Source organism: Streptomyces sp. NPDC038280, from assembly GCF_055600045.1.
Genome location: NZ_JBVJYZ010000020.1, coordinates 96476 through 114435, shown reverse-complemented (window position 1 = coordinate 114435; position 17960 = coordinate 96476). Strand labels below are relative to the sequence as shown.

Below are 17960 nucleotides of genomic sequence, written 5' to 3'. Positions count from 1 at the left end.
CGTTCCCACTCAGCATCACTCAGATCACCCCGCCCCATGTCCACATCAACGACCTGGACACGAAGTAGTCACATGATCGACCGGACAAGTCCTAGTGGATCGCGGCGCGTGGGCGCGGACCGAGCCCGTGGTCGTCCGCTCCCGCCCGAGGAAGTCGGGCGGGAGCGGATCAAGGCTCACCCGGCGCGGCTACGCCCACTTCGGCGCCGGCTCGGCCTAGCTCAGCGTCTTCAGCGCCGCCGCGTCGTACGGCTGCAGCTCCTCGATCCGGCCCCCCAGGACCTTCGCCGCCCACTCCGGGTCCTGGAGCAGGGCGCGGCCGACGGCGACCATGTCGAACTCGTCGCGCTCCAGGCGGTCGAGGAGGTTGTCGATGCTGCCGACCTCGGCGCCCTCGCCGGCGAACGCGCGGATGAAGTCGCCGTTGAGGCCCACCGAGCCGACGGTGATGGAGGGCCTGCCGGTGAGCTTCTTGGTCCAGCCCGCCAGGTTCAGGTCCGAGTCCTCGAACTCCGGGAGCCAGTAGCGGCGGGTGGAGGCGTGGAAGGCGTCGACGCCGGCCGCGGCGAGCGGGGCCAGGATCGACTCCAGCTCCTCCGGGGTCTCGGCGAGCCGCGCGTCGTAGGCCTCCTGCTTCCACTGCGAGTAGCGGAAGATCACGGGGAAGTCGGGCGAGACGGTCTCGCGCACCGCGGCCACGATCTCGGCCGCGAACTTCGTACGGGCGACCCGGTCACCGCCGTAGGCGTCGGTACGGCGGTTCGTGCCCTCCCACAGGAACTGGTCGAGGAGGTAGCCGTGGGCGCCGTGCAGTTCGACGCCGTCGAAGCCGATGCGCTCGGCGGCCGCGGCGGCCTCGGCGAACGCACCGATGACGTCGTCCAGATCGCGCCGGGTCATCGCCTTGCCGGCGTTCTCGGTGCCGTCGACGCGGATGCCGGAGGGGCCGACGGCGGGGGCGTCGGCGTAGGGCGCATCGCCCTGCTTGCGCACCATGCCGATGTGCCACAGCTGCGGCACGATCGTGCCGCCCGCCGCGTGGACGGCCTCGGCGACCTTCGCCCACCCGGCCAGCCGCTCCTCACCGTAGAACCGCGGCACGCGGTCGCTGGACCCGGCCGACTCGTGACCGACGTACGTCCCCTCGGTGACGATCAGGCCCACACCCGCGGCGGCACGGCGGGCGTAGTACGACCGCACGTCCTCCCCGGGGACGCCCCCCGGCGAGAACCTGCGCGTCATCGGCGCCATCACGATGCGGTTCGGGACGGTCAGGCCGTTCAGCGTGACGGGGCGGGACAGGATCTCGGCCGCACGGGAGGAGGAAGAGGTGGTGACGGTCATGGAGGTACTCCTTGTCGGAAATCAGTAGGTATGTGCAGCATGCATTGAATGCGTGCGGGGATCGGATGTCCGGGCGGGCATGGCGCCGCCTGTCAGGCGAGCTGCCCCCGTGATCCCGGCCAGCGGCCGCCCCTTACGCCGAGGGGTGCGTCAACGCCATGTCGAAGCCGTCCGTACCACGGCCGTCGACGGCCAGCGTCGACGCCACGGGCGGGTAGCCGCTGGCAATGAGCGAGTACTCACCCGCGGTCAGATCGGTGAAGGCGTACGCGCCGTCGGCGTCCGTGAGGGTGGTGCGCACCACGTTCCCGTCGGCGTCCAGCAGCGTCAGCCGGGCATCGGGCAGTCGGCGGCCGCCCGATCCGGCGCGTACGGTGCCTCGGACCTGCAGACCCGCCGGCTTTGTGGCGCGGGAAAGACTGACGCTGTGCGCGACCGGGGCGGCCGTCGCCATGACCGTGGCGGCCTGCGGCTGATGGCCGTCGGCGGCTGCGATCAGGACGTACGGGCCAACGGTCGGGGCGTCCAGTGCGTACCGGCCGTCGGGTTGGGAGACCGTGCGGCCCGCTTGCCGTCCATCCGGCGAGATGAGGGAGAGGGCGGCGCCATCCAGCACCGCGCCCTCGGCGTCCCGCACCAGGCCGTGGAACCCGGCCCCGGCCGGGACAGCATCGGTCTGGGCCGCGGGTTCCGTCACCGGATCAGCAACGGCCTTCTCCGCGGCCTGAGTCGACGGCGTGTCCGCGCTTGCCCCGCCTGCCTCGGCCCGGGGGCCGTGCTGTCCGCGCAGGCCGAGCAGGCCGATCACCGCGACCAGCGCGAAGGCCACGGCGCCGAGGCCGAAGGTGAGGGTGAACCCGGACTCGGCGGGCAGCGCGGGCACGCCCGCCGGCAGGTGCTCGATGGTCAGGGACGCCAGGATCGTGGTGACGACGGCGCTGCCGATCGCGCTGCCGGTGGAGCGGGAGATCGAGTTGATGCCGTTGGCGATGCCGCTCTGGTGGTGCGGGACGCTCGCCATGATGACGGCGGGCATGGCGGCGTAGCCGAAGCTGACGGCCGCGCCGGTCATGAGGCCGGCACCGATGACGGAAGCGGTGTGGCCGTGGTCGAGGGCCAGCCAGCCGAAGCCGGCGGCCCCGAACGCGGCGGCCACGCCGAGCGCGTACCGGGGGCCCCGGTGGCGGACGAGCCGGCCGCCGATGGGCGAGGCGAGCAGGGAGACGATCGCGCCGGGCAGCAGGAACTCGACGGACGCGCGCAGGATGGACGCGTCGAATCCGAAGCCGGTGAGCGCCTCGGGCATCTGCACGAGGTAGGAGACGCCGAGGAAGTTCGCGAACATGCCGAAGCCGACGAGGATGCCGGCCAGGTTGGCCATGAGGACCGGGCGGTGGACGAACATCCGCATGTCGACGAGGGGCTCGCGGACCTTGAGCTCGACCAGGACCCAGACCACGGTCATGACGACCGCGCCGGCGAAGGTGCCCAGCGTACGGCCGGAGGCCCAGCCCCACTCGTGGCCCTGGGAGATCGGCAGCAGGAGCAGCAGCAGGGCGGTACCGAGGGTCAGCGCGCCGAGGAAGTCGGTGCGTCCGCCGGTCTTGTGCCGGGTCGCCGGGACCAGGAAGGCGACGGCGAGCAGGGCCAGGACGGCGAAGCCTGTCGCCATCCAGAAGGCGTTGCGGTAGTCGGCGTCGTCGCCGGAGGTGAGCAGGCCCGTGGCGACGAGCGCGAGTCCGCTGCCGAACGCGAGCGTGCCGCTGACCAGCGCCATGGCGCCGGGCAGCTTCTGCGGCCGGACCTCTTCACGCAGGACGGAGAGGGCCAGCGGGAAGATCGCGGTGGCGGCGCCCTGGAGCACCCGGCCCAGGATCAGCAGCGGCAGCGAGCTCGCGAGCGCGGCGATGACGGAGCCCGCGACCATGACGACGAGCACGGCCACCAGGGTGGACTTCTTGCCGTGCTGGTCGCCGAAGCGTCCCAGTAGTGGGGTGAAGACGGCGGCGGAGAGCAGGGTGGCGGTGGTCACCCAGCTGACGTTGGCGGTCGAGGTGCCGAGGTCGCCCTGGATCAGGCCCAGGATGGGGACGGGCAGGGTCTGCATCATCGACACGACCATGGCGGCCAGGCTCAGGGCGAGGACGACGACCGTCTCGTTCCGTTGCGCGGGGGCGGATGTTGCGTGGCTCATGGCTTGCGGGACCTTCTCAATGCTTCAGATCGCTGATGTTTGATGACATCAAGTACTTGCACCGAAGATAGGCCTGAATGCTTAAGCAGGTCAAGTAAATAATTGATGATGTGAAGTATTTCGAGTAGGCTCCACCCATGAGCGACACCGCCCAGCAGGCCCCCAGCAAGCTCCAGCTCCTGGAACTGCTCGCCTCCATCGGCAACGCCCAGTGGCGCGATTTCGCTGCCGCCGCGGCCCATCACGGCCTCACCGCCATGCAGGCCAAGGTCCTCGCCCAGCTCGACGGCCCACTGCCGATGCGCGGCCTCGCCACCCTGCTGGTGTGCGACGCGTCGAACGTCACAGGGATCGTCGACCGCCTGGAGGCCCGCGAGCTGGTCCGCCGTGAAGCCGACCCCGCGGACCGCCGAGTGAAGAACGTCGTCGCGACCGACGCGGGCCGCGAGATCATCCGCCGCGTGCGAGAGGAGATGCAGGAGACCCACGGCGCCCTCGACGCCTTGGGCGAAGCCGAGAGCGCGACGCTCTACGCCCTGCTCCAGCGCTTGCGACCGCCGATGGACAAGGACGCCTGACGGCTTCGCGACCTGGGGCGCTCTTCGATGAAGCGCGGCGGACCGTCGACACCGGTCTCCTGGGCGGAGCCGGACACCTGGGCGTGTGAAGGCACCATGCCGTCGAGCAGTCGGCGGGCCGGGGGCGGCGGGCCGGCCCGGCGGACCGGGGATCGAGCCGCGTAACGGCCTCGCTCGCCCACTGAAGCAGCCTTCCGAACCGGTCCCCCGCCAGTTGTCAGAGCCCCCGTGCTCCGGTGCGACGGCCGGTAGGAAGGAAATGGCTCCGTCGAACGGGACGCGGGTCAGGAGGCAGTGGCGAAGCCGTAGTCTTCACGGCCTTCGGCAGAGTCGCCGTCCGGCGGGCTTCCGTTCCAACTGGCCTACGCGGCTCGCGCGGGCCGGCACCCCGGCTCGCCCAACCCGCGCAGGCCACCCACGCCGACGGGCGCCTACGGGCGCCAGTCAGCCTCCAGGTCATGGGAGTCGGTCGTCGTGAGCTGGGTCAGTGCGGTGCCGTCGGCCCGTACGAGGTAGAGGTGTTCGGGGTCCGCGTCGTCACCACCGCCTCTGGTGAAGACCAGGCGGCTGCCGCCCGGGGACCAGGAGGGGTTCTTGTCGTTGAAGCGGGCCGCGGTGATGCGGTGAAGGCCGGTGCCGTTGGGGCGGATGAGGTAGAGGTGGGCAAAGCCCGAAGAGTCCACGCGGCTGAAGGCGATCCGGTCGCTGTGCGACCAGTCGGGCGTCCAGTCCTGGGAGCCGGGTCCCGTGACCGCCGTCTGGGCCAGTGTGGACAGCCGGATCTTCATCACCCTGCTGTGTCCGCTCGCGTCCGCGCGGTTGAACGCCAGGTACTTGCCGTCCGGTGACCACGTCGGATGGAGGTCGTCCGCCGCGGTGTGGGTGAGCCGGGTCGCGGGAGTGCCGTCGATGTCGGCCACATAGATCTCGCGCTGGGAGCCGACCGGCTTGGCGTAGGCGATCCGCTTGCCGTCCGGGGACCACGCCGGGTCGGAGGCGCCCTTGGTGCCGGGGACTGCCTTCAGGCCGCCGCCCGTGATCTTCCTCGTCCAGATGCCGTCGATGGCGCCACCGGATCCATAGCGGACGAAGGCCACCCGCTTGCCGTCCGGGGACCAGCTGGGCATCACGTCGCTGACGGCAGGGGTGTGGGTGAGTTCGACAGGCGTGCCACCACTGGGCGAGATCGCGTAGAGGTCTTCCGTGGGCGCTGCCGCGGTGTAACGGGCGAAGACAATCGGCGGGTCCCCCGCCGCCCCCGCGTCTCCTGCGGTACCGAGGGTCAGTGGTGCGGCGATGGCGATAGCCGCGGCGGTCACCACCGCCCGTCTGCGCCGCGTTGTGTCGTTCGCGCCGGTCCTGCCGATTCTCCGAGCCCGTCCGACGGTTCTGCCGTTGCCGGTGCCGTGTTGTTGACGTGTCAAGGCGTCCACCCCGATCCCTCCCTGCGGCCTGCTGCGGGCCGCTCCGGCCGGCAAACATCCCACCGATGGGGCTACGGGGGAAGCAACGGCACCTGGCGACAGGAGCCCTGTGACACGTTCCGTACCCCGCTGTCACATGCGAGGGAGGTGCGAACGCGCGGCGGCCGTGGCCCGGGAGCCGACCGCGGATTGAGCATTCGCGACGCTGTCATAGGTCCACGTGGTCAGCCGAAGCCGAGCACGTCCGGCAGCGAGGGTGCACGGGCCTGCTGAACGGTCTCCCGACGCGCGATCAGCTCGTCCCTCCCGCCTCATTTCCGGCGGCCCCTCCCCCACCGCCATCGGTGCGAGCAACGCTGCGCCGCCCTCGGGTGGCGTAGTGCTGCTATCGGGCGGTTCGCCCCCCACCAGGCGGCGTGGCGCGGCCCGCTTCGGCAGGCGGCGGCAGCATTTGGGGTTGAGTACGGAGTCCTCCCCCGCTCCCCGTCTTCAGGAGCCGCCGTGACCGCCCGGAACCAACTCCCCTCCGGCACCATTCTGCTCACCGATGCCGACACCCTCGGCTGCGCCGGGGCGGTGCACCGCGTCGACCCCGCCACGGGCATGCAGGGACTCCTCTCCCTGGGCGGCGACCTCGTGGGAGCCAACGGCATCGACCTCGAAGCCGATGGCAGCGTCCTGGTGACCAAGGACCGGCACTTTCCCAGCACCGGCACGCTGCTGCGCGTCTCGATGTCCGACGGAAAGACAACGCAGACGGCGGTCTCGTCCGACGGGAACTTCGTCGTCCCGATCGCCGTGGCCGTCGAAGCCGACGGCAGCATCCTCGTCGCCGACCTCTTCTCCAAAGGCCCGGGAGCGGTCATCCGGGTCGACCCCCTCACCGGCGAGCAGACCGTCCTGGCGGTGAGCGACGCCACCGTCGACCCTCCGCTGCGGCCCACCGGGCTGTGCGTCGCCGCCGACAACAGCATCGTGGTCGTCGAGCAGGCCGGCCCCGTCGGCGCAGACCACGCGGCCCAAGTGGTCCGCATCGACCCGGCCAGCGGCGCACGCACAGTCATCTCCTCCGCCGGCGAGCTCCGAAGCCCCGTGGACGTAGCGCTCGACCGCGACAACAACATCCTGGTCGTCGACGCCAACGCGTTCAGTGGCTTCGGCGGCGGGGTGATCAAGGTGGACCTGACGAGCGGGGCGCAGACCGTCGTGGCCTCCGGCGGCAGCTTCGTCAGCCCCTCCTCCATCGCCGTCGAGGCCGACGGCAGCCTGCTGATCACCGACAACGAGGCCACGACCGGAGACCCCACCCTGTTCCGGGTGAACCCGGCTACCGGCGAACAACACGTCCTCGCATCGGGCCAGACCTTCCGGACCCTCACCGGCGTCGCGGTCGTCCCCGCCACCTGAGCTCCCTCAGCGGCCTTCCAGCGGGGCGTAGCGGCTCGCGCGCCGCATGGCCAACGGCAACCACCGCGTCCCCCGAGGCCCAGGCAGCGGCGCTCGTGGGGCCACGCGGCGATTCCCGCGCAGGAAATGGGCGGTGCAGTGGTCAACAGTTCCCCTGCTCCGGGAACTGCGGCCGGCCGGCTCGGCGGTGAGGGCTGTCGTTCTCCCTCGCTGCCCGACCGGGGCTACCTCGGCCGTGCGGCGGCGAGCGTTGCGGTGCTCTTGCTGCTGAACATCCGGAATCCCTCGAAGAGTCCGCGGACCATCCGCGGACGAGGCAGTGCGCCCCTTCCGGCGAACGCGGTCTGCGGACTCCGGTGCAGCCCATGAGGATGGCGGGCGCTGGTGGGGCAGCAGGGTGTCCGGTGGACAAGGGCCCGGTCAGGTCGTGGGCAGTGGCCGGCTTCCGTGCGGGTGCAGGCGGTCGGTGAGGAAGGCGAGGATCTCGTCGCGGGCCCGGACCGTGGGGTGGCCGGCCTCGTCGACGAGATGGGCGGTGACGACGCTGTGCGGAGTGCCGACCAGGTCGGCGAAGAAGGGCGGCGGGGCCGGGTTGGCGGCGCTGTCCGGGAGGACGCGCCCGTCGAAGGCGTCGCCGAGCAGCGCGCGGTAGGCGGCGAAGCGCTGCCCCGTGCACCACCGGTCGCCCTCGAAGCGGTAGGCGAGGACGGTGAGTCCGTCGCGGTCGAGCCGGTCGCGCACCGCGCGCGCGTCCGCCGCGTCGAGTTCGAGTCCACCGGGGTCGTCGAGGGGCAGCGACGGGTGGTTGATCACCGGGGCGATCACCGTCGGCTCCAGGGCCATGGTGAGGGCGAAATTGCCGGTGAAGCACAGGCCGATCGCGCCCACCCCGGGCCCACCGCACTCCGTGTGGGCCTGGCGCGCCAGGCCGCGCAGCCAGACCGTCACCGGGCTGGTGCCGCCCCCGGCGAAGGCGCGGAACTCCGCGCTGACACAGGCGCGGCGGACGACCTCCCGGCCGCCCTCGACCGTGGGGAAGGCGCCGTCCGTCCCGAACAGGGAGGGCACATGGACGGTGAAGCCCGCGTCCCGCACCCAGCGCGCGAGCCGCAGGACGTCGGGACTGATGCCCGGCATCTCGGGCAGTACCACGACCGCGGGCCCGGCCCCGGCCACGTACACCGTCTTCTCCACCCCCTCCACGGCCACGCTCCGGCGGGTGAAGTCGGTGATCGGATCGTCGTCGCTCATGGGGCCAGCCTGTCCTGCAGCCGGCCGCCGGGTGAGGGGCGGGATCGCCGAGGCCAGGGGTAATCTCGCCACACGCGAGAGAGGCGAGCGGTATGCGGTCGGCGATACGGGGCCGGGGACACCAGGGGGTACGGCGGTGACGGCGGAGGCGGCGCGGCAGGCGGAGGACGCGGTGGGTCCGAGCGCCGGGCCGGGTGCCCTGCGGGTCGGGGTCCTGGCGTACCCGGGCTGCTTCGCGTCCGAAGTGTTCGGCGTCCCCGACCTGTTGACGATGGCGGGGCACATCGCCGGACCGGACGCGCCCGGCTACCGGGTGTCGGTCGTCTCGCCCCGCCGCCGGGTCACCGCCTCGGGCGGCGCGAACCTGGACGTACGTCCCTTGCGCGAGGTCGACGTCCTCGTGGTCCCCGGCTTCGAACTGCGCCCGGACACGGACCTCGACGAGCAGCTCGCCCGGCTCGCCCCCGAGATCGCGGCGATCCGCGCGCAGGCCGGGGCCGGCACCGCCGTCGTCTCCCTCTGCGTCGGCGCGTTCCTACTCGCCGAGGCGGGGCTCCTCGACCGGCGCCGGGCCACCACCTCCTGGCTGCACGCCGGCGAACTGGCCCGGCGCTGTCCGGACGCCGACGTGCGGCCCGAGCACCTGGTCGTCACCGACACAGGGGTGACGACCACGGCCGCCTTCAGTGCCATGTACGACTTCGCGCTGGACCTGATCCGCCGGCACAACGGCGCCCGGGTGGCCCGGACCACCGCGCGGGTGGCGCTCGTCGACGATGCGCGAGCCTCCCAGACCCCGTACGTCGACCCGCGGCTCCTTCCGAATCCCGGCCGGGAGTTCTCCCAGCGGGTCATGCGGCGGCTCGACCAGAACCTCGCCGAGCGGTACGACCTGACCGCGCTCGCGGCCGCGTTCCGTGTCAGCACCCGCACGCTGCTGCGCCGCTTCGCCGAGGAAACCGGACGCAGTCCGCTGGCCCATCTGCAGGCCTCCCGGGTCCGCCGCGCCCGACATCTCCTGGAGACCACCGACCGCACCGTCGCCGCCGTCTCCGCGGCCGTCGGCTACCAGGACCCGGGCACCTTCGCCGCGCTCTTCGCCCGTCACACCGGCCGCCGCCCGAGCGCCTACCGGGCCGCCTTCCGCCGCACGGACCGGGCGTCCGCCCCGGACGGCGGCGGTCGGTGAGGTGGCGGCCGTTGCGCGCGTCTCCGATTCGGGCGCACGGACCAGCTTGCCTCCGGTGCGGTCCGCGCGGCTCCAAACGGCCCCGCGCATCGCCCGCACCTCCGCATCGACCTCGGCGCGGGCGCGGCGCGACAAGCCGGGCGACGGCCGCAGAGCCCCGTCACCGTCACCGGTTGTCGCGTCGCTGGAGAAGGTACGCCGCAGTCAGGGCAACGGCAGGGTCCTCGTCACGCGCCAGTTCCACGAGGGCACGCGACGCCGTGGTCCCCGGGATGTCCGCCAATGCCTGGGTCAGCCGTGCGCGTGCGGGCGCTTCCGTAGTGTCGTGGGCGAAGCGGTCGACGAGGATGGTCGCGATGTGATCCGCCGTCGCGGTGTCGCTCGCCAGCACGCTCAGTGCGTCGGCCGCATCGGTGTCGTTCCTTCCCTCCACGATCATGTCGACGAGCGTCGGGACCGCATCGACAACCCCCTGTGTCCCGAGCGCCAGCGCCGCGTACCCACGAACCACGGCGTCGGAGTGCGCGAGGGCTTCCCGCAGCCGCGAGGTCGCCTCGTCACCGGGCATCTCGGCGAGGGACTGAACGGCACGTTCCCGTACCGCTGCCACCGGTGAGCCGAGGCCCTTCGCCAGCAGTGCAGGGCCGCCGTCGTCCGATCGCGCCAGCGCCCATCGAAGGGCTCCGGCGACGTTCGGCTCCGTCTCGCGCAGGGCCGCCTCAACGAGGGCCTCCACCGGCACTGGCACCACGTCGACCGAGGACAGGGCCGCGCGCTGGCGCGTGTCGGTGCTCTTCGACCCCAGTGCCTGCAGGAGCGCGACGACCTGAAGGACGTCCTCCCAACCGGCGGGCTCCGCGGCGTCGATCCGGCGGAGCCGCGTGAGCAGTTCGGTCTCGGCCGCGATACGTACGCGCGCCTGACGGATGAGGTCGCCGACGAGCTCCGCGGGCGTGAAGCCCGGATCGTCGAGCGCGCGCCCGATCTCACGCAGTGACAATCCCAGCGAACGCAGGCTCTCGATATGGAAGATCCGCCGGATGTCCTCGCCGCAGTACTCCCGATAGCCGGAGCCCGTACGACCTGAAGGCCGCACCAGGCCGAGCGACTCGTAATGCCTGAGCATGCGGGCACTGACCCCGGACCGTCGCGCCACCTCACCGATCAACACTCCGTATCACCTCTCCTGTCCGGACACACCGAGGGCCACGACGCGTTTCGCCTCCTCGATCGCGGACTCGAATCCGGCGTCCGGGTCGCGCAGGAGCCGTTGTGTGGCGAGCGCGTGCTCACGCACACGCGGGTCAGGGTCCGTCACCGCAGCGCGCAAAGAAGGCAGAATCCCCTCACCCAGCGCGACCAGTGCCTGGCTGAGACTCAGCTGCGTCTCCCGCTCACCGCGTCCGAGTTGCTCCGCCAGTACCGCGGCCAACCCGATCTCCTCGCCTTCCGGGACGAGCACGACCGCGGCCCGCCAGGCGCTCCGCGCCACCTCGTCGTCGGCGTCGGTCAGAAGCGATCGCGTGATCGCCGGCCACACCTGCCTGTCCCCGATCTTGGACAGCGTGTGCAACGCCTGACTCCGTGCCTGCGCGCGCTTCGAGTGGACTTCGCGGAGCAGCTTGGGGAGCGTCATGGATGCTGGGTGGCGGGTGAGCGCCCATGTCAGCATGTCACGGACGAAGAACTCGGGCTCGATCGCGCATCGCTCGACGAGCTTGTCGACGAAGCGCGGGTCAGGCGTCGTACCGACCGCCAGTGCGGCCCGCAAGCGCACGGACGAACGGCCGTCCTCCAGCCCCTGGAGCGCTCGTAGTGCGTCCGTGTCCTGTCTCGTCATGGTCATCGGGACCACCTCCTCGGCAAGCAGTGAACGCCTTGTCACCGTGTCAAGGTCAAACGGATCCCGCGGTGCGTTCACAAGCGGACGGCCGCCTCCCAGCTGCTTGGGCCGGAGCGTGCCGGCGCCCTTTGAGGCCGATGCGGGATGCCCTTCGGGGCCCGTCCTCGGGCGTCCTCAAGGGGTGCAGGCCTCGGCGATCGACAGGCTGTTCTCGTAGAGGTGGTGCCGGGTGATCCGGCCGTCCTCGACGGTGAGGTGCAGTGCGAACGGGCCCTCGAAGGACTTCCCCGTCGCGCGTACGGTCCCTGACAGGTGTCCCATCAGGACGGCGTCGTTGGCGTCGACGAGGAAGGTGTCGACGGAGGCGCGCGCGTCCTCAGGCACGGTGTGCTCCATCAGCTCCGTGAACTGGGCGGCGCACTCGGCGGCGGTGGAGCGTGGGCGGATCCACGGGACGGCGGGGTTCTCGGCGAGCAGCCAGTCGACCTCGGCGGCGAAGAGTGCGACGAGCCGTCCGATGTCCCCGGCCGCCCGGGCGGCAATGAATTCCTGCACGGCGGCCCGGGTGGCATCGGCGACGCGACTCGCGTGGGCGGTCGTACTCGGCGTGGTGACCGTGGACTTGACGGACATGGCGCACTCCTCGCAGCTGCGGCCGGATCCGGCGGGGGCTCCCGTCGGTGTGCTTGATCCTGCCGGGCGAGGGGAGAGCGGTCGATTACCCCGGAGGTAATGAGCGGCCAATTGGTCGTGCTGCGCCCTGCGCTGCGTAATGCGCGGGTTCATGGGCTGCCTGTGACCGGATACGCGACCGGACGACCGGCCATGGTCGCTCGGTGGCACCCCCGGTGAGTGATCACCCAGTCCGTCATGCGTGGGGGAGGCTGGTCCGGCCTCGCGCTGCCGTTGCCGACCACGACCACGACCACGGCCAGCTGGAGAACCTTGGCGCAGCGCCACTACGCCGGTGTTACGCCTACCTCGCCAGCTCCTGTCGGCCGGTGCGCGTCTGAAGGCATCGTGCCCGGGGTCACCCGGGCGGGACTACTCGACGGGCTGGAAGGGGTTGTTGTCCCGGTGGGCGTACAGGCCGGCCGGGCAAAGGCGCGGGAGCGCGCTGCGTGTGCGCTCTCCCGCGGCGCGGGTCACGAACTCGGGCAGGGCTCCGGCTGCGCCACCACGTTCGGCACTTTCAGCCCAGCAGTGGGACCGATGACGAACACTGCGGGTGGTGTGACGTCATGAGTACGGCAGTCCTCGGCGAGGTCGGCCAGGGTGGACGTCACGACTCGCTGGAAGCGGGTGGCGGCATCCTGGATGACGAGTGCGGGGGTGGTCGCGGCCCGGCCCGCGCGCATCAACAACTCCGTTGTCCTCGCCACGTGGGTGACTCCCATCAGGATCACCAGCGTGCCCTTGCGCTGCCCCAGTGCGGACCAGTCCACGAGACTGCGTTCCTGATCCGGCGCCAAGTGACCGGACACGGGGGTCACTTCCTGGGTCATGCCCCGGTACGTCACCGGAACTCCGGCCAGCGCCGGTGCGGCAAGCGCGCTGCTCACGCCCGGCACCACCGTCACCGGCACACCGGCCTCCGCGCAGGCGGTCACCTCCTCGAAACCGCACCCGAAGACGTACGGGTCCCCGCCCTTCAGCCGGACCACGAACTGCCCGGCGCGGGCACGGTCCACCAGTAGTTCGTTGAGCTGCTCCTGTGCGGTGGTCCGGCTGTAGGGCAGCTTGGCCGCATCGATGATCTCGACCTCCGGTCGCAGATCGGCCAGCAACTCCAGCGGCGCCAGGCGGTCGACGAGCACCGTGTCGGCGGCCCTGAGCAGGTCCCGGCCCCGCACGGTGATCAGGTCCGGATCCCCCGGCCCCGCGCCGATCAGGGCCACACCGGACCCTGGGTGGTCCGGCGCCGGAGTCCTGATGGCTTCGGTGTCGGTGCGGGTGCAGAACACCCGTTGCTTCTCGGCTGCTTCGGCGATGGCCGCGTCGTCGCCCGGGGTGGAGGCGATGGCGTACCAGGTGTCGGCCAGGTCGTCCGGCTGCCAGGAACGGGCGTGCCACCGGAGCCGTCCCGCCTTCGCCATCGCCTCGATCGCCGGGCACACAGCAGGTGCCACGACGGTGATCTCCGCACCGGTACCGAGCAAGCGCGCCAGGTGCCGCAGCACCGTGGGCTCGCCCCCGAAGACGACCGCCCGACGCCCGGCCAGATCGAGTTCGGTCGCATACGTACGTACATCCTGAGGACCGGCCATGGGAAAGAGCTACTCCTGTTCTGTGTTCTGATCAGGCGGACCAGGCGCGAGCGGCGGAATGCAGCACACTGTCCGGAAAGCCCTCGGCTTCGAGGGTCCGGCCGACGAGCAGCGTCGCCAGCCTCGCCACCCCGGCCGCCCGCACATCGCCTGCGATGCGGGAGAGGGTCGAGCGCACGACGGTCTCACCGGGCTGACTCGCCAGCGCCACAGCAGCCGCCGGGCAGTCCTCGCCGTAGTGCGGGAGCAGGTCCGCGACCACGTCCTCCAGGTGATTGATCACGAGATAGATCGCCAGCGTCGCCCCGGTCAGCGCGAAGTTCGCCAGCGTCTCGCCGGGAGGCATGGACCCCGACCGCGAACGGGCGCGCGTGATGATCAGGCTCTGCCCCACCCCCGGCACGGTCAGCTCCCGCCCGAGCACCGCCGCCGATGCCGCGAACGCGGACACGCCCGGCACCATCTCGTGCGGCACACCGGCCTTGTCCAGCACCCGCATCTGCTCGGCGACGGTGCTGTAGAGGGACGGATCCCCCGAGCACAGCCGCGCGACATCGACCCCCTTCTCGTGGGCCTCGAGGATCCGCGCCATGACCTCGTCCAGGGTCAGGCTCGCCGTGTCGAGGCGCGTCGCGTCAGGGGGACAGTGCGCGAGCAGTTCGGTCGGCGTCATGCTCCCGGGGTAGAGGCAGACGCCACAGCGGCCGAGAACTGTTGGGCTTCCTCGGTACGGCGGGCGCCGAGGGTGAGACGCTCAAGCTGCCCGCACCGGCGGGCCTCTGGGCCGAGGTGGTCCTCGCGGGGGTGAGGTCGCCGACGGCGGTGTGCCGACCACGGAGGAGCCGCGCCGGGCCGCAGGTGCGTCCGCTCGCGCCCAGACCGGTACCCGGCGGGCCGCCCTCGCACTGCCAGTCGGCACCGTCTCCTGGTCACAGCCGGCGGAAAGCCCGACGGCCTGTGTAATGAGGCATCCTTCGCGCCCTCTGCAGCGCGCCCGTCCCTGCATCCACCGGGGCCAGAATCAGTCGGCCCATCCTGCCGAGCAGGAACTCCGGAGGCTGTTCACCCCCAGCCGGGCCGGGCGGCAGAGTGCCTTCGAGGCGGACCGGCAAAGGGCGAGGAATCGGGTCCGGTCGGTGCCGACACGCCCGCCCGGATGCGGTGGATCGTCGGCCCGGTCGACGAGGATCGCATTGCGGCCACCACCCCGCGTCTCGGAGAAGACGGCCGCCCGCCACGGGCGTGCCCGGCTTCGACGACCGTGCCGTGTGGGCGCGAGGTCTGCTCCCGGCGTCGGGCCGGATGAGCCCGTTGCCCTCCCATCTCGTCGGAGTCACCATGGCCCCACCCTCGGCCTCACCTCGCCCGCGCCGCTCCGGGGCGTCGATCCTGCCGGTCCTGCTTCCCATCGCGGTTCTGATCGTGGTGGCGGTGAGCGTGGGGTCGTGGCTGCAGTTCACCGAGCGGCAGGCGATCGACACGGTCCACACGGTCGGATCCAGCGCCGCCGACCGGGTGGACGTGGAGGCCGACGTCCAATACGTCGACGCCGCGGCCAGAGAGCTGGTACTGCGGGTCCAGGTCACCCCGCGCGGGGCCTTCGGCGAGGAGGAAGGGACCGCTCCGGTGGCCGATCTCAGCCTCCAGACCTCCGGGGCAACGCTCGACGACCTGGCGTTCGACGCGCACGAGCGGCTCGCGACCAGGGACGTGCAGGTCGCGCTCACCGGCGGATCGATCAGCGACTATCCGTTCGACTCCTACGAGACCGGTATCGGGTTCAGGGCGCTGCTGGGTGGCAAGCAGGTGCCGGTGCGCATGCTGTTGTCCAACAACGACGTGCTCTTGTCGGTCTCCGCGACACCCAAGCCCTCCCGGCAGGAGGCCGTCGTCGGGCTGGGGCTGACCCGATCGGGCAGCGTGCTCGTCTTCGCGCTCTTCATGATGGTCGTGATGTGGGCACTGGCGGCGTCCGTGATCATCGGGGCCTGGTACCTGACGACCCGCCGTCAGGGCTTGGTCTGGCCCGCCCTCGCGTGGATGGCCGCGACCCTGTTCGCTCTCTCGGCGTTTCGCAACAACGCCCCCGGCACACCCCCGATCGGCTGCGCGATGGACTGGATCGCCTTCCTTTGGGCCGAGACCATCGTCGCCCTGTGCCTGATCACCGCGGTCATCGCCGGCGTCCGCACCGTCCTGCGCCCGGACGACACCCACCACACCTGAGCGATTCCTGCCACCCATGTGCGCGGGCGCGCCGGCGGGGACAAGAGGGCCGCCCGGACATACGACCTTTGGAGGGGCGGGTACGCGGGCGCCCACGGCCGCAATCCGCAGTATCGGGGCGGGGGCGGGACGGGGCGCTGTTGCGCAGTGCAGCGACTCTCCCTGTCCGAATTCCCACCGCGTGCGTTCGGCGGTCATCGGCCGCACGGACCGCGCGGCCGTGCGAACTGCGCGGCCGTGCGGTACCGGCGGAGGTCATCGGTCTCGTTCACGTCAGTCGGCCAGGCGCGGACGCTGGCGAGCCTCGCCGCGTTTCCCCTATGACGCGGTTCTCTGACGGAACGTTCGACTCCGCACCGAAGATCTTTTCTTCGCACCGTCTTCGCTGTCACCATGTCCCCCATGACGCACATCACCAAGGGCGCCAACGTCCCTGTCCCGGCCGCCCCTCTGCGGATCGCCGTGGGCCGGCACCGGGTGCCCGGGGCGCCGACCGTGGACGTCGCCGCCCTGCTGCTCGACGCGACCGGCACGGTGCGCGGCGACGCCGACGTCGTCTTCCACGGCCGGCCCGCGCATCCGTCCGGCGCCGTGCGGCACATGGGCACAGGTGAGGGCGGCGGGCAGCTCGCCGAGTGGCTGGAGCTGGACCTGCTGCGGATCGAACCTGCCGTCCAGCGGGTTCTGATCGCCGGGTACTGCCACGGCGGGGCGTTCGGGCAGGTTCCCGGCCTGTACGCACAGGTGGTGTCGGTCGACGGCGCCGTGGTGGCGCACTACGACGTGACGGACGCCTCCAGCGAGACGGCCTTCGCGCTCGGGGAGTTCTACCGGCGCGACGGGGCGTGGAAGTTCCGCGCGGTGGGTCAGGGTTACGACTCGGGGCTAGCGGGGCTGGCGACGGACTTCGGGGTCGTGGTGGCAGAGGGTGCGGTGCCGGTGGCTCCGCCGGCGTCCGGACCGGTGCCGTTGAAGGACGTGGCCAAGACGGGCTCGGCGCCTTTGGGGACGGCCGCGCCACTGGTGCCGGCGCCCGCCGCGGCGGCCCCTCCCCTGTCGAAGTCGGCCGTCCCGGTGCCTTCCCCACCCGTAACCAGCCCACTCGCCGTCGCCAGCCCGCTCGCCGTCGCCAGCCGGGCCGGCACCCACTCCTGGGAAGCCGGCCTCTTCGACTTCGAACCGCGCGTCTACAACGGCAAGGGCGAGAAGACGGTCACCGTGGACCTGCCGTTCCCGCCGGACTCGGATCCGGTGATCCTGGAGGCACGGGTCGAGGAGTACCACTTCCTCGGGGTCCAGATCCCCGGCCGCTCCGACGAAGTCTTCTGCAACGACCTGCCCGACTTCTACGGTCGTGCCCTCCTCGTGCCGCCACGCAAGGGCGGCCCGGTGAAGATGAAGGTGCGCCACTCGGGGAAGTGGGAGCTCACTGTTCTGCCCCTGTCGGCGGCCCGCCCGATCGGCGCCGGGACGGTCCGCGGAAGCGGGCGCGAGGTCTTCGTCCACACGGGCGCCGCGGCCGATCTGAGGGTCCGGGCGACGGACCGCCACAACGGGTGGTTCCAGCTGAACCACCACAAGGGCAACGCCCCCGGCGAGCTGAGGCGCCCCGCCGAGGAGCTCGTCCACGCCTGGAACGGCCGCAAGGTCAAGGAGAAAGTACGGATCCCGGACGGCCCCCTCCTGCTCGTGATCGACAAGAGCCGCCACCAGTGGGAGCTCACCGTCGACCCGCTACCCCTACGCGAGCCGTCCCCAGGGGCAGGTCGGCAATGGCAACGAGCGCGTCCTCGCTGACCTGGAAGGAACCGGGGTCACTGTGCTCGGAGGGCGTCAGGAGTCCGGCTTCGATCAGGTGGTCGAGGCCTCGCCGGCGCAGCCCGAGACGTCGAGCGCTGTGCTTCGGCCCGCGCGCCGGGGGTCGGGACGAACCCGGAGTTGTCTGATGCCGGGGCGAGATGCCCGAGCTGTATGGTTGAAGGGCGGATGACCATGACTGAGCGTGACTGGGACGACGACGGTGAATACCACGACTCAGTCCAACGGGCCGAACGAGCAACGCGCTTTGGCTGGGCAGCGATCATCGGCACCGTAGGAGCGCTCGGCTGCGCGCTGACCGCCACGGCCGTTATCGGCGCAATCGGAGTCGCGGCGTGCCTCTACGTCGTGATGGCCATGGACTACTAGAGCGTGTTTGCGATGCGGTCACAGTGCTTGTCGCGCCAGGGCGGGGTAGA

Annotated in this window: 14 protein-coding genes and 2 pseudogenes; 6 read left to right on the top strand and 10 right to left on the bottom strand. The window is 71.4% G+C overall.

All coding sequences use genetic code 11. The features are described from left to right. Positions 1-216: 216 nt before the first annotated feature. The 3 genes and pseudogenes from ACZ7J0_RS29745 to ACZ7J0_RS29735 all read right to left on the bottom strand — a co-directional run. A complete protein-coding gene (locus tag ACZ7J0_RS29745) occupies positions 217-1344 on the bottom strand; it encodes an NADH:flavin oxidoreductase (RefSeq protein WP_470892499.1) in 1128 nt (375 codons plus the stop codon). 133 nt (positions 1345-1477) lie between these two features. Further along, positions 1478-1981, bottom strand: a complete 504-nt coding sequence (locus ACZ7J0_RS29740) for an MSCRAMM family protein (protein ID WP_470892506.1) — start codon at positions 1979-1981, stop codon at positions 1478-1480. Positions 1982-2053: 72 nt separating this feature from the next. Continuing rightward, positions 2054-3538 (bottom strand): annotated as a pseudogene (locus ACZ7J0_RS29735) (MFS transporter); the annotation flags it as partial. A 137-nt stretch (positions 3539-3675) separates the two neighbouring features. Here ACZ7J0_RS29735 and ACZ7J0_RS29730 point away from each other — a divergent pair. Further along, a complete protein-coding gene (locus tag ACZ7J0_RS29730) occupies positions 3676-4116 on the top strand; it encodes a MarR family winged helix-turn-helix transcriptional regulator (protein ID WP_470892497.1) in 441 nt (146 codons plus the stop codon). A gap of 431 nt (positions 4117-4547) precedes the next feature. On the opposite strand, the gene ACZ7J0_RS29725 is transcribed toward ACZ7J0_RS29730, so the two are convergent. Continuing rightward, entirely contained in the window at positions 4548-5435 is an 888-nt protein-coding gene (locus ACZ7J0_RS29725) for a hypothetical protein (protein ID WP_470892495.1), read from the bottom strand. A 606-nt stretch (positions 5436-6041) separates the two neighbouring features. On the opposite strand from ACZ7J0_RS29725, the gene ACZ7J0_RS29720 reads away from it, so the two are divergent. Further along, positions 6042-6947 (top strand): Vgb family protein, encoded by a 906-nt coding sequence (locus tag ACZ7J0_RS29720; protein WP_470892493.1) that lies wholly within the window; start codon positions 6042-6044, stop codon positions 6945-6947. Between the two features lie 420 nt (positions 6948-7367). On the opposite strand, the gene ACZ7J0_RS29715 is transcribed toward ACZ7J0_RS29720, so the two are convergent. Further along, on the bottom strand, positions 7368-8198 hold the full coding sequence (locus ACZ7J0_RS29715; protein WP_470892491.1) for a dienelactone hydrolase family protein: 831 nt from the start codon (positions 8196-8198) through the stop codon (positions 7368-7370). Positions 8199-8334: 136 nt separating this feature from the next. Between ACZ7J0_RS29715 and ACZ7J0_RS29710 the strand changes: the two genes are divergently transcribed. Continuing rightward, entirely contained in the window at positions 8335-9387 is a 1053-nt protein-coding gene (locus ACZ7J0_RS29710; RefSeq protein ID WP_470892489.1) for a GlxA family transcriptional regulator, read from the top strand. Positions 9388-9553: 166 nt separating this feature from the next. On the opposite strand, the gene ACZ7J0_RS29705 is transcribed toward ACZ7J0_RS29710, so the two are convergent. The 5 genes and pseudogenes from ACZ7J0_RS29705 to ACZ7J0_RS29685 form a co-directional block, all read right to left on the bottom strand. Further along, a complete protein-coding gene (locus ACZ7J0_RS29705; RefSeq protein ID WP_470892487.1) occupies positions 9554-10558 on the bottom strand; it encodes a HEAT repeat domain-containing protein in 1005 nt (334 codons plus the stop codon). 6 nt (positions 10559-10564) lie between these two features. Beyond that, positions 10565-11233 (bottom strand): HEAT repeat domain-containing protein, encoded by a 669-nt coding sequence (locus ACZ7J0_RS29700; RefSeq protein WP_470892485.1) that lies wholly within the window; start codon positions 11231-11233, stop codon positions 10565-10567. A 171-nt stretch (positions 11234-11404) separates the two neighbouring features. Then, entirely contained in the window at positions 11405-11863 is a 459-nt protein-coding gene (locus ACZ7J0_RS29695; RefSeq protein ID WP_470892483.1) for a nuclear transport factor 2 family protein, read from the bottom strand. Positions 11864-12375: 512 nt separating this feature from the next. Further along, on the bottom strand, positions 12376-13497 hold the full coding sequence (gene cobA, locus ACZ7J0_RS29690; RefSeq protein WP_470892481.1) for a uroporphyrinogen-III C-methyltransferase: 1122 nt from the start codon (positions 13495-13497) through the stop codon (positions 12376-12378). Between the two features lie 31 nt (positions 13498-13528). Beyond that, a pseudogene (locus tag ACZ7J0_RS29685) lies at positions 13529-14224 on the bottom strand (cobalt-precorrin-4/precorrin-4 C(11)-methyltransferase); the annotation flags it as partial. 611 nt (positions 14225-14835) lie between these two features. On the opposite strand from ACZ7J0_RS29685, the gene ACZ7J0_RS29680 reads away from it, so the two are divergent. From ACZ7J0_RS29680 to ACZ7J0_RS29670, 3 genes are all read left to right on the top strand, one after another. Further along, complete coding sequence (locus tag ACZ7J0_RS29680) at positions 14836-15723, top strand: DUF4436 family protein (RefSeq protein ID WP_470892479.1); 888 nt, start codon at positions 14836-14838, stop codon at positions 15721-15723. 402 nt (positions 15724-16125) lie between these two features. Then, positions 16126-17520 (top strand): TerD family protein, encoded by a 1395-nt coding sequence (locus ACZ7J0_RS29675; RefSeq protein ID WP_470892477.1) that lies wholly within the window; start codon positions 16126-16128, stop codon positions 17518-17520. A 195-nt stretch (positions 17521-17715) separates the two neighbouring features. After that, positions 17716-17910 carry a hypothetical protein gene (locus tag ACZ7J0_RS29670; protein ID WP_470892475.1) on the top strand — a complete coding sequence of 65 codons (195 nt, stop codon included), beginning with the start codon at positions 17716-17718 and terminating at the stop codon, positions 17908-17910. The last annotated feature ends 50 nt before the right edge of the window (positions 17911-17960 follow it).

Bases quoted from the DNA above. Each gene is read 5' to 3' on its own strand.
- ACZ7J0_RS29745 (WP_470892499.1), bottom strand. From the start codon at position 1,344: ATGACCGTCACCACCTCTTCCTCCTCCCGTGCGGCCGAGATCCTGTCC.
- ACZ7J0_RS29730 (WP_470892497.1), top strand. From the start codon at position 3,676: ATGAGCGACACCGCCCAGCAGGCCCCCAGCAAGCTCCAGCTCCTGGAA.
- ACZ7J0_RS29715 (WP_470892491.1), bottom strand. From the start codon at position 8,198: ATGAGCGACGACGATCCGATCACCGACTTCACCCGCCGGAGCGTGGCC.
- ACZ7J0_RS29700 (WP_470892485.1), bottom strand. From the start codon at position 11,233: ATGACCATGACGAGACAGGACACGGACGCACTACGAGCGCTCCAGGGG.
- ACZ7J0_RS29695 (WP_470892483.1), bottom strand. From the start codon at position 11,863: ATGTCCGTCAAGTCCACGGTCACCACGCCGAGTACGACCGCCCACGCG.
- cobA (WP_470892481.1), bottom strand. From the start codon at position 13,497: ATGGCCGGTCCTCAGGATGTACGTACGTATGCGACCGAACTCGATCTG.
- ACZ7J0_RS29680 (WP_470892479.1), top strand. From the start codon at position 14,836: ATGGCCCCACCCTCGGCCTCACCTCGCCCGCGCCGCTCCGGGGCGTCG.
- ACZ7J0_RS29675 (WP_470892477.1), top strand. From the start codon at position 16,126: ATGACGCACATCACCAAGGGCGCCAACGTCCCTGTCCCGGCCGCCCCT.
- ACZ7J0_RS29670 (WP_470892475.1), top strand. From the start codon at position 17,716: ATGACTGAGCGTGACTGGGACGACGACGGTGAATACCACGACTCAGTC.